Source organism: Nocardia sp. NPDC005978 (assembly GCF_040614455.1).
In the GTDB taxonomy this organism is placed as follows: domain Bacteria; phylum Actinomycetota; class Actinomycetes; order Mycobacteriales; family Mycobacteriaceae; genus Nocardia.
In genome coordinates, this window is sequence record NZ_JBEXUS010000098.1 from 1 (window position 1) to 12,948 (window position 12,948).

14 protein-coding genes are annotated in these 12,948 nt (G+C 69.1%); 6 read left to right on the forward strand and 8 right to left on the reverse strand.

The annotated features are described in order from the left end of the window. Window positions 1-89: 89 nt before the first annotated feature. The 3 genes from ABZ319_RS31470 to ABZ319_RS31480 all read right to left on the reverse strand — a co-directional run bounded on the left by ABZ319_RS31470 (window position 90) and on the right by ABZ319_RS31480 (window position 2,916). Window positions 90-1,238: an anti-sigma-D factor RsdA gene (locus tag ABZ319_RS31470; protein WP_354990161.1), complete on the reverse strand. Its 1,149-nt coding sequence runs from the start codon at window positions 1,236-1,238 to the stop codon at window positions 90-92. Then, window positions 1,231-1,812 (reverse strand): sigma-70 family RNA polymerase sigma factor, encoded by a 582-nt coding sequence (locus tag ABZ319_RS31475; protein ID WP_354990162.1) that lies wholly within the window; start codon window positions 1,810-1,812, stop codon window positions 1,231-1,233. Before ABZ319_RS31475 ends, ABZ319_RS31470 begins: the two co-directional genes overlap by 8 nt. 156 nt (window positions 1,813-1,968) lie before the next feature. Further along, window positions 1,969-2,916, reverse strand: a complete 948-nt coding sequence (locus ABZ319_RS31480; protein ID WP_354990163.1) for a hypothetical protein — start codon at window positions 2,914-2,916, stop codon at window positions 1,969-1,971. A gap of 609 nt (window positions 2,917-3,525) precedes the next feature. Between ABZ319_RS31480 and ABZ319_RS31485 the strand changes: the two genes are divergently transcribed. The 3 genes from ABZ319_RS31485 to ABZ319_RS31495 all read left to right on the forward strand — a co-directional run bounded on the left by ABZ319_RS31485 (window position 3,526) and on the right by ABZ319_RS31495 (window position 5,153). Next, a complete protein-coding gene (locus ABZ319_RS31485; protein ID WP_153805677.1) occupies window positions 3,526-3,819 on the forward strand; it encodes a WhiB family transcriptional regulator in 294 nt (97 codons plus the stop codon). Window positions 3,820-4,276: 457 nt separating this feature from the next. Next, window positions 4,277-4,840 carry a sigma-70 family RNA polymerase sigma factor gene (locus ABZ319_RS31490; RefSeq protein ID WP_354990187.1) on the forward strand — a complete coding sequence of 188 codons (564 nt, stop codon included), beginning with the start codon at window positions 4,277-4,279 and terminating at the stop codon, window positions 4,838-4,840. 1 nt (window position 4,841) lies between these two features. Further along, window positions 4,842-5,153: a hypothetical protein gene (locus tag ABZ319_RS31495; RefSeq protein WP_354990164.1), complete on the forward strand. Its 312-nt coding sequence runs from the start codon at window positions 4,842-4,844 to the stop codon at window positions 5,151-5,153. 407 nt (window positions 5,154-5,560) lie between these two features. On the opposite strand, the gene groL is transcribed toward ABZ319_RS31495, so the two are convergent. Together groL and groES are read right to left on the reverse strand one after the other, a co-directional pair. Further along, window positions 5,561-7,168, reverse strand: coding sequence for a chaperonin GroEL (gene groL / locus ABZ319_RS31500; protein ID WP_354990165.1), 1,608 nt, complete (start codon window positions 7,166-7,168; stop codon window positions 5,561-5,563). Window positions 7,169-7,378: 210 nt separating this feature from the next. Continuing rightward, window positions 7,379-7,681, reverse strand: coding sequence for a co-chaperone GroES (groES, locus tag ABZ319_RS31505; protein WP_354990166.1), 303 nt, complete (start codon window positions 7,679-7,681; stop codon window positions 7,379-7,381). Between the two features lie 618 nt (window positions 7,682-8,299). Between groES and ABZ319_RS31510 the strand changes: the two genes are divergently transcribed. The 3 genes from ABZ319_RS31510 (at window position 8,300) to ABZ319_RS31520 (ending at window position 10,501) form a co-directional block, all read left to right on the forward strand. Beyond that, window positions 8,300-9,556, forward strand: coding sequence for an Hsp70 family protein (locus tag ABZ319_RS31510; protein WP_354990167.1), 1,257 nt, complete (start codon window positions 8,300-8,302; stop codon window positions 9,554-9,556). Next, window positions 9,553-9,765, forward strand: a complete 213-nt coding sequence (locus ABZ319_RS31515) for a hypothetical protein (RefSeq protein ID WP_354990168.1) — start codon at window positions 9,553-9,555, stop codon at window positions 9,763-9,765. Before ABZ319_RS31510 ends, ABZ319_RS31515 begins: the two co-directional genes overlap by 4 nt. Before the next feature lie 565 nt (window positions 9,766-10,330). Continuing rightward, window positions 10,331-10,501 (forward strand): hypothetical protein, encoded by a 171-nt coding sequence (locus ABZ319_RS31520; RefSeq protein WP_354990169.1) that lies wholly within the window; start codon window positions 10,331-10,333, stop codon window positions 10,499-10,501. 25 nt (window positions 10,502-10,526) lie between these two features. Here ABZ319_RS31520 and tsaD read toward each other — a convergent pair whose 3' ends face one another. Genes tsaD through tsaB form a run of 3 tightly spaced genes read right to left on the reverse strand, consistent with a single transcriptional unit; the run spans window position 10,527 to window position 12,786 of the window. Beyond that, window positions 10,527-11,558: a tRNA (adenosine(37)-N6)-threonylcarbamoyltransferase complex transferase subunit TsaD gene (tsaD, locus tag ABZ319_RS31525; protein ID WP_354990170.1), complete on the reverse strand. Its 1,032-nt coding sequence runs from the start codon at window positions 11,556-11,558 to the stop codon at window positions 10,527-10,529. Then, window positions 11,555-12,097, reverse strand: coding sequence for a ribosomal protein S18-alanine N-acetyltransferase (rimI, locus tag ABZ319_RS31530; RefSeq protein WP_354990171.1), 543 nt, complete (start codon window positions 12,095-12,097; stop codon window positions 11,555-11,557). Before rimI ends, tsaD begins: the two co-directional genes overlap by 4 nt. Next, window positions 12,094-12,786: a tRNA (adenosine(37)-N6)-threonylcarbamoyltransferase complex dimerization subunit type 1 TsaB gene (tsaB, locus tag ABZ319_RS31535; RefSeq protein ID WP_354990172.1), complete on the reverse strand. Its 693-nt coding sequence runs from the start codon at window positions 12,784-12,786 to the stop codon at window positions 12,094-12,096. Before tsaB ends, rimI begins: the two co-directional genes overlap by 4 nt. Window positions 12,787-12,948: the final 162 nt, after the last annotated feature.

The following is a 12,948-nucleotide window of genomic DNA, read 5'->3' on the forward strand; positions in this document are numbered from 1 at the left end:
GCCCGGCGCCTTGTTCGCGTGCTCGTTCGTAGTCCGCGACGCTGGCGAAGTTCCCGGCGTCGCGCAGGACGCGTTGGCGGCCGATCATGTCACCGCGCACCCGCACCCGGCACCGACGGCACATTCGGCAAACCACCACCGGCACTCGGCAGCGTGTTCTGCGGCGGTACCACCGGCGCCGGCGCGGGCTGCTCGACCGAGGGCGCCGTCACCGGCCCGCCGGGCGGCACGGTGCCGCCCGGTTCGGGCAGCGACGCCGGAGCTGTGGTCCCGCCGGTGCCCGGAACCGTGGACGGCGGAGGCGAATCCACCGACGGCTGCGTGGGCACCGTGCTCGGACCGGGGGTCTCGGGCAACGGGGTGACCGGGCCACCCGTGGGCGGCACGGTACCCGGCAAGGTATCGATGCCGCGCGGGTCGACCGTCGTGGGATCCTCGCCACCACCGGAGGTGTTCGGCGCGGTGGTGCCGAGCACCGAGGCGTCCGGGGTCGTGCTGATCGCCGGATTACCGGTCGGCTTGACCGCGGAGGTGGTCGGCACCGGCACGAGGGAGCTGGCGATCGTCGGCGCGATATCGTGCAGCTGGGTGTACAGCTGCTGCCAGCGATCGAGCAGATCGTCCTTCTTACCGGAGTCGTTGACCTGACCCGCGTTCGCCGAGGCCCGCTCCATGACGGCCTTGGCTTCCTCGGGGCGATTCTGGCTGATGAGCAACTGCGCCTCGGCCAGATCACTGTCCGCACGAGCCACCACGGTGGTCTGGGCCTGCTCGCTGAACACGACCTCCTTGACCCGCCACAGCGGATCACCGGGTTCGGCACTGTACGAGAAGGCGGTCAGACCGCCGAACACCAGCGCCAGCGCGGCCGCGGCGCCGAACAGGGGGCGCACGAGCCGTAGTCGGCCGCGTCCCGCCTGAGCGCCGATCCGCGCGTCTCGCGCACCGATCTCCTGATTAACCGCCGCGACAATGGTGTCGAGATCCGGACCGGCCGGCATCGGCTCCTCGAGGATCTCGGCGCGCCAGTTCGCGAGCAACGCCGCGAGCTGGTACTCGTCCGAGGTCCCCGTTTGCACGGGACCGTCGCCGGAGATGGCATCGATCAGCGCATCATCGCGGCGAACCGCCGCGATATCCACCGGACCGGAATCACCGGACGCCTCGGCGTAGGGACCGCTGTTCTGCGATCCAAGCCGCTTGCCGTCGCCCCGACCGCGCTCGCCATCCCTAGCCATACATTTCACCTGCCCTCGCCACTTGAGTCTTGAGTTTCGCGAGTGCCCTGTGCTGGGCGACTCGTATAGCACCCGCCGTACTGCCCACGGCGACTGCTGTTTCTTCGGCTGACAAACCCATAACCAGGCGGAGGATCAGGATTTCTCGATGTTTCTCCGGAAGCGTTGCGAGCAGACTGTTCATCTGCCTGCTTGTTTCGGATTCGAGAGCTCGCTGCTCCGGCCCCTGGTCGGTGGATATGACATCCGGTACTTCGGCCATGGCGTCCGCCTTGTTACGGGCGGCGTTGCGATGAGCGTCAGCGACTTTGTGGGAAGCGATGCCATAGACGAAAGCCATGAACGGTCTGCCCTGATCCTGATAACGCGGCAGGGCTGTCATGACGGCCAGACAAACCTCCTGCGCGACGTCGTCCGCGGAGAGTTGACCTCGTTCGGCCGACCCGATGCGCGCACGGCAATACCGCACCACGAGGGGGCGGATGCTCTCCAGTACCTGGGCTAGAGCGGACCGGTCGCCCTGCGCTGCGGCAGCGACGACTGCTGGGTCCAACTCCTCACCCGCGTTGTTCATCGTCAGAGCTGTTCCTGGCGTTACGAGTGGCACCGTGGATGGCGCAGCGGTGCTTCCGCGGAGGGGCGGAACGGTCCAACAATAGCGGCTACCGCATCCGCACCAGCTGTTACGGGGTCAGTCTCCGGGGCTTCTCAGGGTGGTCCCGGAGCAACTTCAGGGGCGATCGAGAAGGTCGGCGGCCGAACGCAATCGCCCTCCGCGAGCAGCCAGCAAACGCGCGCACTCGTCGGCCTCGGCGGCCGCGCCCGCGGCCGGGTCCACCCCCGAGCGCAACATGGCGCAGGCCCACCGCAGCGGCAGCAGCTCGAATTCGCGCGCCGCCGTGGACACTTCGGCCGCCAGCCGCCGGGACCGCTCGAGGTCGCCGGCCGCGGCCGAGGCGGCGGCCACCAGTAGCCGGGATTTGACTCGGTGCCGCACCGACGGCGAGTTCACGGCCAGTGCCAGAGCCACTTCGGCATGCGCGCGGGCCGGTTCGCCGGACCGGTCCGCGGGACCGGCCGGGCCCGGAACGAAACCGCTCGGTCCGGGCGTGGCGATCAATCCGGAGCCGGGGGCGCACAGCGCCGTCTCGGCAGCCACCCAGTGCAGCCGGATGCGCTGCCGCCACAGCGGATCGGGATCCGCGGGCGCGGCGCCGAGGTAGTGATGGCAACGGTTCAGCAGCCGGGCCGCGAGCTCGGGCCGTGCGGTGCCGAGCGCATCGGCGGCCAAACCCGTCAACGCGTCGCAAACCGCTTGCGCGCGGGCCGGATCCGACTCCGCAGCTATCGCGACACTCCCGGCAAAGGGGGCGGACGGCAGCACGAGGGCCGCGGCCCGCCCGTCCGCGACGGCGGCGCGGGCATGCCAGCCGAGCTGGCGCAGCAGGGAGCCCCGGGTGCTGTGCACGAGTGAGAGCAACACCGGATCGACGGTGCCGAGCGCGGCGCGCCGCAGCTCGGTCCGGGCCGCGGCGTAATGCCCGACCCCGCCGAGTGCGACCGCGCGCAGCCAACTTTCGGTGGCGTCGCCCGGAGACGGCAATCCGGCAGCAGCGCGACCGGGATCGGCGCCGAACGCGACGGCGGCCGGGAGCGAGTTCATTTCGAGCACAGGCACCGCCGCACTGTAACCAGTGCTATCGGCCGAGCATGCCCCGACATAGCACAGAACCTCAGCTACCTCGCAGCATTCGAAAGCGGCATTGTGTTTCCACTCCGTAAAACTGCGCTCGCTATCGCCTAGCACGCGCACAAGAAATTCGTGCGCCGTTTCGCGCTATTAACCTGACGGCCTCGAGGTGGCCATCTCTACCCCACTCACGGCCGGCGGGGCAATGGCTGAGATCACGGTGATCACCACTCACGCATAGCCGGCATTGATCCCATTCGAGCGCGAAAACCAGTCTCCACCAGCAGTTTCAACAAGTCGGATGGGCTATCAGAGAGCCAGCACCCTCCTGGCCAACCGATCAGTATCACCACAGTCGGCCCTACTTGTAAATAGCAATGGTGTTAATTCTCTAATGCGCAGGTATTTGGATCAGCGTGGAACTGTCTATTGACTGGAATTCATTGTCCGACCTAACGTACGACATCGCCGCCGTCGGCGCCGTGTGAAATTGCGGCACCGGCGGAGCGTGATCGCCGGGACCCGGCGATGCGGCTCACCGTTTGCCACCAGCACTGCTCGACAATGCCGACGAGCTCGCACCAAGAGGAGTTCACCATGCCGATGCCGACCCACCTCCCTGGTCCGAACGCCGATGTCTGGGATTGGCAGATGCGCGGGTCCTGCCGCGGACAGGACTCTTCGGTGTTCTTCCACCCGGATGGCGAACGCGGCCGAGCCCGGGCTCAGCGCGAGATGCGCGCCAAGGAAGTCTGCCGCGCCTGCCCCGTCCTGCTGCAGTGCCGTTCGCACGCCCTGAAGGTCAGCGAGCCCTATGGAATCTGGGGCGGGATGTCCGAAACCGAGCGCGAGATGCACGCGCGCCGCAACCGCCGCCGGGCGGTCGCCTGACACTCCGGGAGAATCGCCCGGGAGCACGCGTGTGACTCCTGAGCATCAGCGATACGAGCGGGGCGAGTGGCCACGTTGCCGCTGACCACAGCAGGTGTGAGTTCAGAAACCTTCCCATCCGCGCGGCACGGCGCGCCGAATGTCTAGCAAACAACCGGCCACTGCGGAGCGCAAAACCGGTTGCAGACGGCAGAGCCCCGGCGATTCGCCGGAGCTCCGGCGTGTCACGGCGTGTCTTCATTTCACACCGGTTTGGACAAGTCGGTACAAAACGGAAAACCGCTGTACGACAATCGTTTTGCCGATACCCCCACGCGGAAGGAGGTCATAGCGGCACGCTACCCTCGTGGCCGATGACACAGAACGGAGCGTTGTGACAGCGCGGCCGCCGGCCGCAGAGGGCGACTCGTTCCAGAGTTCGGGGAACGAGAAGGTGGAGACACCGACGGACTCTGCGATGACGGCGCGCGCAGCCGAAAGCCTCGAACTAGCCGCGCTTCTCCAGCGCTGTGGGCAGTCCGACGAGCCGGCATTCGCCGAGCTCTACGACCGCACCAGCGCGCGAGTCTTCGGGCTGGTTCTCCGGGTGCTACACGATCCGGGCTATGCGGAGGAGACCACCCAGGAGGTCTACCTCCAGATATGGCGCACCGCAGCCAATTTCGATCCGGCCAAGGGGTCCGCTGTCACCTGGCTCATGACCCTCGCCCACCGGCGCGCGGTCGATCGGGTACGTGCCGAACAAGCCCACGCGTTGCGCGAAGTCGCCTATGGCACCAGCACTCTCGGGCACGAATTCGATGAAGTGACCGAAGAGGTCGGCCGGCGGCTCGAACAGCAGGCGGTGCTGCAGGGTCTGGCGACCCTGACCGAGACGCAGCGCGAGGCCATCTCGCTCGCCTACTTCGGCGGGCGCACATATGCGGAGGTAGCGGCGTACCTCGGCGTAGGGTTACCTACCGTTAAGTCCCGTATACGGGACGGACTGACACGACTCAAGAAAAGTTTGGGAGTGACGTGAGATGAACGAAAGCCAGATCGATCTCGCGCACACTGTCGCGCTGGGATCGATCGGCGACGAAGATCAGCGCGCGGTGCGGGAACTATTGGATACCGACGATCCGGTACTGCGCGCGAGCTTCACCCAGGAAGTGCAGCACACCCGAGACGCCCTCGCCGCATACGCGAGCGCGGTGGCCACACCACCGCCGCCCGCCCTGCGCGATCGCGTGCTCGCCGCAGTAGCAGCAGACCAGGCGCCGGCGACAGAGTTCCACCACGACCGCTCCACGCTCCATTCCGGAAACGGGCGCAGCCCAGCCGTTCACGACTGAGCCGCTTTCGCATATCCGCCGTTCAGGGCATCCGCCCAGTCCCTTCTGTGCGATCGGGCTCCGGCCCCGCGGGAATCCCGTTCGCGGGACGCGGGGTGCCGCTCCACACACGGGGATCGCTCGCGCGCACAACGGTTTCCGGGCACCGACGCTCCCCCTCGGCGTCAAGTGGCCCTGACCGAAATCCGCGACGGCCCGAACCCCGGGCCGGGTACGGCTGAGACACAACCACTCCGGCGGCAGGCCGTACCGCGGCCCAGCGGAGCCGGACGCGCCGCATTCCGGACAGCTCGACCGTGAACCCCGCCCGGCAACTCCCGAACACGTCGAAGCCCCCGGACAGATCTCCTGTCCGGGGGCTTCGACGTTCAGTTCAGCGACTCACGAGCGCCGAGCGGTCCTCACACTCAGTGCGAGTGGCCGTGGTGCGCGTCGGCCGGCTCCTCGGCCGGCTTCTCCACGATGGCGCTCTCGGTGGTGAGCACCATGCGCGCCACCGAGATGGCGTTCTCGACCGCGGAACGGGTCACCTTGACCGGGTCGATGACGCCGTCGGCGACCAGGTCGCCGTAGGCCAGGGTGGCGGCGTTGAAGCCGTCCTTGCCCTCGGTGACCTTGGCGACCACGACCGCGCCGTCCACGCCCGCGTTGGTGGCGATCCAGTACAGCGGGGCCAGCAGCGCCTGCCGCACGACCTCGACGCCGACCGCCTCGTCGCCCGAGAGCGAATCCTTCAGCGCGCCCAGGGTCGCGGCGGCCTGCACCAGGGCGGTGCCGCCGCCGGGGACGATGCCCTCGGCGACCGCGGCCTTGGCCGAGGCGACCGCGTCCTCGACGCGGTACTTGCGCTCCTTGAGCTCGGTCTCGGTGGCCGCGCCGACCTTGATGACCGCGACGCCGCCGGCCAGCTTGGCGAGGCGCTCTTCCAGCTTCTCGCGGTCCCAGTCGGAGTCGGTGTTCTCGATCTCCTTGCGCAGCTGGGAAACCCGCGCGTTGATCTCGTCCTGGGTGCCCGCGCCCTCGACGATGGTGGTCTCGTCCTTGGTGACCACCACGCGACGGGCCTTGCCCAGCACGTCCAGGCCGGCCTCGCGCAGCGTGATGCCCAGGTCCGGGTTGATCACGGTGCCGCCGGTGACGATGGCCAGGTCGTCCAGGAACGCCTTGCGGCGGTCGCCGAAGAACGGGGCCTTGACGGCAACGGCCTTGAGGGTCTTGCGGATCGCGTTGACCACCAGGGTGGACAGCGCCTCGCCCTCGATGTCCTCGGCGATGATGACGACCGGCTTGCCGGACTCCGCGATCTTCTCCAGCAGCGGGAGAAGATCGGGCAGCGAGCTGATCTTCTCGCGGTTCAGCAGGATCCAGGCGTCCTCGAGAACGGCCTGCTGCGTCTCCGGATCGGTGACGAAGTACGGGGACTGGTAGCCCTTGTCGAACTGCACGCCCTCGGTGATGGCCAGCTCGGTCTGGGTCGAGGAGGACTCCTCGATGGTGACCACGCCGTCCTTGCCGACGGTGGTGAGCGCCTTGCCGACCAGCTCGCCGATCTCCTCGTCGCGCGAGGACACGGTGGCGACCTGGGCGATGGCCTTCTCGCCGTCGACCGGGGTCGCGGCGGCCTGCAGGGCGGCGGTGATCGCGTCGGCGGCCTTGTTCATGCCCTTGCCCAGGGTCATGGGGTTGGCGCCCGCGGCGATGTTCTTCAGGCCGCCCTTGATGAGGGCCTGGGCCAGCACGGTGGCGGTGGTGGTGCCGTCGCCGGCGACGTCGTTGGTCTTGGTGGCGACGCTCTTGACCAGCTGCGCGCCCAGGTTCTCGAACGGATCCTCGAGATCGATGTCGCGGGCGATGGTCACGCCGTCATTGGTGACGGTCGGGCCGCCGAAAGCCTTGGCCAGCACGACGTGCCGGCCACGCGGGCCCAGGGTGACCTTCACGGCGTCGGCGAGCTTGTCGACGCCGCGCTCCATCGCGCGACGAGCCTTCTCGTCGAATTCGATCTGCTTTGGCATGTGTACCTGCTCCTGAAAATGAGTTGGGGGGCAAACGCGAACCGCCCCGGGGCCGGAGCTGTTGACAGCGACGACACCGGGGCGGAAACCTCGGGAACCCGCGGGGCGGTGGTGCCCCGTTCACCCGTTGCGGGCGTTTCGAGACGGCGCACCCACCCACCCAATTTGGGGGGACAGGGCCGGCTCTCGGGTCCGGGAGTTCGGTCGTTCCTACTTGGTGACGACGGCCAGCAGGTCGCGCGCCGACAGGATCAGGTACTCGCCGCCGCCGTACTTGATCTCGGTGCCGCCGTACTTGCTGTAGATGACGACGTCGCCTTCCTTGACGTCCAGCGGAATCCGCTTCTCGCCCTCATCGTCCCAGCGGCCGGGACCCACGGCGATGACGGTGCCCTCCTGGGGCTTCTCCTTCGCCGTGTCGGGGATGACCAGGCCGGAGGCGGTCGTCGTCTCGGCCTCGTTGGCCTGGACGAGGATCTTGTCCTCGAGCGGCTTGATGTTCACGCTCGCCACGTTGAGCCCTCCACTTTTCAGGGGTCTTCGCGCCCGGGGCGGTTCCCCGGACTCACGGTTTCGGTCTTAGGTTCCGACCTGCTGCGCACAAGCCCCGTCGTCGCGGGAGCCGGGACCACTGCCCAGTAGTCGGAAACTGGCGTCCGGGAGCACTGACCGGGAGCCAACTAGCACTCTATACACGTGAGTGCCAGCGCTCAAGGCAGGGTTATCCGCAGCTGAGACGGATAACCCCGACTCGCCGGAGCGAACGGCCGGAAAATCTGAGGGCTTCCAAAGAAAAACGAAAATCTGTAACGTTCGGATAACGGATTGTGACACCATTGACGACGGCCGCGTGACAGGGCTGCCGACCCCCGTCCATCTCCGTCACGCCGTCGCCGAACAGTTACACAGTTGCTTCATCCCACAGTTGCTGAACCCCACTGCGCGGGAGTTTCCGCACAGCGCTGAGACGAGAGCCTTACCGCAAGTGATCGCTGGCTGGTCCCGACGCCCCATCGGACAGGGGCCCGGCCGGATCCGTAGCTCGGGATCACCCGCCATCCGCGGGGCGGTTCCAGAGTCCGTTCGAGATGGTCGTCTACACCCGGACCATCCGCTCGAAGGGAGGTGAACATGCGAACATCCCTCGGCATCTCCGCCGGGAGCGAAGTGGTGTGCTCGGCCACGGTCACCACCGCACCCAACGGCGCCCAGAACTTCGACTACCGGGTCGTCACCGCCGATACGGCGCATTCGGACCTCGGCGATCTGGTGGCCTCGTCCATCGAGCTGATGACCACCCAGATCCCGCGCGAGACAGTGCATCCGGTCGGCACGCACCCCGGTCAGGTCGCGGCACAGCAGGATTCGGAGGCGGGCCCGCCCGGCGACATCGCCGTGGCGTACCGGGACCGGGAACAGGCCCAGATCATCCGCTCAGCTATCGGCCGGCAACGTCGCGAGGTGCGACTGATTCCGGAAAGCACAGCGGCCCTGGCCTTCCTGCGGCACACCGGTTTGCTGGACAGATACGAGACCGTCGCGTTGCTCGACATGGGCGCCTCCGGATCCACGGTCACCGTCGCCGATCACGCCGACGACACCGTGCTGCGCTCCGAGCGCACCGCGACCGTCAGCGGCAACGCGGTCGACGAATTGATCCTGCAGCACCTCATGGATTGCCACCTGGCGCGCCGGGGCACCCGCCCCAATCGCGGCATGCTGCTCAACCGCAGCCGCGCGGCCAAGGAGCACCTGTCCATCGCGCCCGCGGTCACCATCGACCACGTGGCCGGGCAGCCGCTCAAGCTCACCCGGGTGGATTTCGACGAGTTGGTCGCCGACCTGCTACGCGAGCTCTCGTCCTTCGCCCGCGGGGTCTTCGCCCGCGCGCCGAAGTTCCCGGAGGCGGTCGCGGTCATCGGCGGCGGGGCGAACACCCCCGCGGTGGTGGCCAATCTCGAACGCCGGCTCGATGTTCCGGTATTCACCGTGCCCGAACCGGAATCGGTCATCGCCAAAGGCGCCGCCCTCACCGCCGATTCGGCCACGCCCACCGCGTTCCCGGTCATCAGCCGCGGCGCCGACGCCCCGATCGGCACCTTCACCAAACTCGCGGGCACGCTGGCCGGCGCCATCGTGGTGGTCGGGCTGATCATCGGCTACGGCGTGAAGGAACTGGTGCCCGAGCCGCAGGGCACGAACTACTCGCCCACCACCACCGGTGTGCAGCAGCCGGTCTCGTCGACCGTGCCCAGCACCGGCGCGGGCGTCGGCCCCGCCATCAGCACACCACCACGGGCCAGAGTCGCGAGACCGCCCGCCGCACGACCACGCCGCCGATCACCACCACCGGTCCGGCCGGCACGAGCGGCCCCGGCACCACCGTGACCACGATTCAGCAGCCGCCCCTGCGCCCGGATCCCGGCCTGCCCCAGATCCCGTTCCCCGCCGACCTACCGCGCATCCTCGGCCCCCTGCTGGGCACCACCACGCCCGGCACGACCCCCGACCCGAGCGCCCCCGCCACCACCACCCCGCGCCGCGATTCCGGTTCCGGCGCAGGCGCAAGCACCACCTCGGCCCGTCCGACCGACTGACCGACCCACCCGCGACCCACCCGCAGTCGCCCCCGGCTTCCGGCCGCGCTCCCGAGCCACCCCTCGAACGCCGCCGACCTCCCCGAACCTCCCGGCGCCCACCGGCCCCGGTCGCAGGCTCGATCCCCCGCCCCGCAAGTTCCCGTTCGGCCGCGCCGTCCCGAGAGCCGCACGAAACCTCTTGCAGCACATCCACTCTGCCGCACCCTGCCTGGCCGCGCCCGCGCTACCGTGACCGCCGGACACTCGATCCCCTTCACCCCGCACGGCTGCACCCGCCCCCGGCCCCTGCCCGGCTCCCGTCCCCCACACGGTGTTCATATCCAGGCAATACGCCGCCACTCCCCGCCCGTTACCCCACACGCCGCACCCTCGGCGCGCCAAACCATGACTCGCCGAACACAAGTCGCGTAGCGCGCGGGCACCGTCAACAGACCCGAGATCTCTCCGACACCGGCCGTCGGCGGCCCACGGTTTCCGGGGCGGGGGAAGTTCCGGCTACGGGGGCGGGGCGGGGATGGCTAGCGTCACCGGCGGGAACGGTCCCGAGGAGTGAGGTGGCGTGATGCGGATCAGGGACGTGGCGGCGGGGGCCGTCGCGGCGGTCGGGTTGGCGCTGTCGGTGTTGTCGACCGCCCCGCCGGTGGAGCCGGCCGGTTCACACGACCACGGGATCGTCTGCGCGGTGCTGTCCGTCGCGCACATCTCCCCGGCCTCCTGCGCGGATCGGGGATGAACGCGCGAAAGGACCTGCGCCGGATTCAGAGCTGGCTGGTCGACACCGGCAGGCCGGGATCCGTGGCCACGGTCAGCGCGGACGGCTTCGCACCGCCCGCGATCACGTGCGCGCCGAGGGTGGCGATCATGACGCCGTTGTCGGTGCAGAGCCGGGGCTTGGGGACGCGCAGGGTGAGACCGGCCGCGGCGCACCGTTCCTGAGCCATCGAGCGGATGCGGGAGTTCGCGGTCGCGCCGCCGCCGAGCACGATGGTGTCGACGCCGACGTCCTCGGCCGCGCGCACGGCCTTCATCGTCAGCACATCCGCGACCGCCTCCTGGAAGGACGCGGCGATATCCGGGATCGGCACCTCGCGGCCCTCGCGCTGGGCGGCTTCGACATAGCGCGCCACCGCGGTCTTGAGCCCGGAGAAGGAGAAGTCGTAGCGCGCGTCGCGGGGACCGGTCATGCCGCGCGGGAACGCGATGGCGGCCGGATCGCCTTCGGCGGCAATGGCGTCCAGTACCGGTCCGCCCGGGTAACCGAGTCCGAGCAGGCGCGCCACCTTGTCGAACGCCTCGCCGGCGGCGTCGTCGATGGTGCTGCCGAGTTCGACGATCGGCTGCCCGAGATCGGTCACGTGCAGCAGATGGGTGTGGCCGCCGGACACCAGCAGCGCGACCGCGGGCGGCATCGGCCCGTGTTCGAGGGTGTCGACCGCGACGTGCCCGCCGAGGTGATTGAGCGCGTAGAACGGGATATCCCAGGCCGCCGCATAGGCTTTCGCCGCCGCGACCCCGACCAGCAGCGCACCGGCCAGCCCGGGCCCGATGGTGACGGCCAGCGCGTCCGGTCGTTCGATGTCGGCCGCCGCGAGCGCGCGGCGCATGGCCGGGACGATGGATTCCAGGTGGGCGCGCGAGGCGATCTCCGGAACCACGCCGCCGAAGCGAGCGTGCTGATCGACGCTCGAGGCGACCTCGTCGGCGAGCAGTTCGCACGTGCCGTCCGGCAGGTACCGGACGATGCCGACCCCGGTCTCGTCGCAGGAACTCTCGATACCCATGACGATCATGACGTGACCTCGGTGTCGTGCGGGAGCGTCGCGCCGGTCGTCTCCGACGCGAAAGCCGCGGCGCCCTGCGGGAATCCGGCCAGGGCGGGTCGGCGCATGGTGTACGCGTCCGCGCCGCTGGGCTGGTAGTAGTTCTTGCGCAGGCCGATGATGTGGAAGCCGTGCTTCTCGTACATCGCGATGGCGGGCGCATTGTCGGTGCGCACTTCGAGGAACACCGGTCCGCCGCGCCGCCCGGCCGCGGCCAGCAGCGCGTTGAGCAGCTGGGTGCCGACGCCGCCGCGGTGGACCCGCGGATCCACGCCGATGGTGTGGATTTCGGCCTCGGGATGTTCTGGGGTGCCGAGCAACGCGATCCCGGCGTAGCCGACCAATCGGTTGTCGGCGTCGCGCGCGGTGATGTAGCGGTTGTGCGGCCCGGCCAGCTCCGACAGGAACGACACCTCGTGCCAGGGATCGTCCTCGGGGAACAGCACGGTTTCGAGCTGCGCGCAGCGCGCGGCATCGCTCGGCCGCATCGGCCCGATGCGGATGGTCATCGGCCCACCTGGGCGTAGCTGCGTTCGACCGCGTCGGGACGGCGCAGGTACAGCGGCACCAGCGGTTCGGGGGTGACGCCGGCGAGCAGATCGGCGGCGGCGCAGCGCACCAGCCCGGCCGGGGACGGCGTCTCGACCGGCAGCACCGGCAGATCGAAATAGTCCACGTGCGAGGCCGAACCGGCGATGACGGTCGCGGTGCCCGGGTCCAGATCGGCGGGCTTGCTCACCTCCGGACCCTCGATGCGGCCGGTGGCGTTGTAGCGCGCCCAGTACACCTCGCGACGCCGGGCGTCGGTGACGACCAGCAGTTCGACGGGTTCGGTGCGGTCGCGCAGATCACTTTCGGTGTCGACGGCGATGGCGTCGAGGCTGCACACCCCGTACACCGGCACGCCCAGCGCGTCGCCGAACGCGGCCGCGGTGGCCATACCCACCCGCAGCCCGGTGAACGGTCCCGGGCCGACCCCGGCGACGACCGCCGCGATATCGGCTCTGGCCCGCCCGGATTCGGCCAGGCAGGCCAGGATCTGCGGGGTCAGCACCTCGTTGTGCGCGCGTGCGTCCACGGTCACCCTGGAGGCGATCGTGGTGATTCGAGGTGCGGAAGCCCCGCCGTCCGCCGGTTCCAGTTCCACCAGTCCCGCCGTAACGGCAGGAGTCGAGGTGTCGACAGCCAATACAAGCATGATTGACCCCACGATACTGGGTTGTCTGCCTCCGCTTCGCTCCGGCGGGTTCGCGGCCCCTGAAGTCTCGTTCTTCCCTCCCTCCGCTCCTCCGCTTCGCTCCCCCGCTCCACTCAGTCCAGAACGAGACGGGCCGCGAACTGACAGGTGGAACTACCCGAT

Coding starts and splice junctions, on each gene's coding strand:
- ABZ319_RS31475 (WP_354990162.1), bottom strand. CDS start 1,812: ATGAACAACGCGGGTGAGGAGTTGGACCCAGCAGTCGTCGCTGCCGCA.
- tsaD (WP_354990170.1), bottom strand. CDS start 11,558: ATGATCGTCATGGGTATCGAGAGTTCCTGCGACGAGACCGGGGTCGGC.
- ABZ319_RS31485 (WP_153805677.1), top strand. CDS start 3,526: ATGCCGATGCCGACCCACCTCCCTGGTCCGAACGCCGATGTCTGGGAT.
- ABZ319_RS31470 (WP_354990161.1), bottom strand. CDS start 1,238: ATGGCTAGGGATGGCGAGCGCGGTCGGGGCGACGGCAAGCGGCTTGGA.
- groL (WP_354990165.1), bottom strand. CDS start 7,168: ATGCCAAAGCAGATCGAATTCGACGAGAAGGCTCGTCGCGCGATGGAG.
- ABZ319_RS31495 (WP_354990164.1), top strand. CDS start 4,842: ATGAACGAAAGCCAGATCGATCTCGCGCACACTGTCGCGCTGGGATCG.
- tsaB (WP_354990172.1), bottom strand. CDS start 12,786: ATGCTTGTATTGGCTGTCGACACCTCGACTCCTGCCGTTACGGCGGGA.
- ABZ319_RS31520 (WP_354990169.1), top strand. CDS start 10,331: ATGCGGATCAGGGACGTGGCGGCGGGGGCCGTCGCGGCGGTCGGGTTG.
- rimI (WP_354990171.1), bottom strand. CDS start 12,097: ATGACCATCCGCATCGGGCCGATGCGGCCGAGCGATGCCGCGCGCTGC.
- ABZ319_RS31510 (WP_354990167.1), top strand. CDS start 8,300: ATGCGAACATCCCTCGGCATCTCCGCCGGGAGCGAAGTGGTGTGCTCG.
- ABZ319_RS31490 (WP_354990187.1), top strand. CDS start 4,277: ATGACGGCGCGCGCAGCCGAAAGCCTCGAACTAGCCGCGCTTCTCCAG.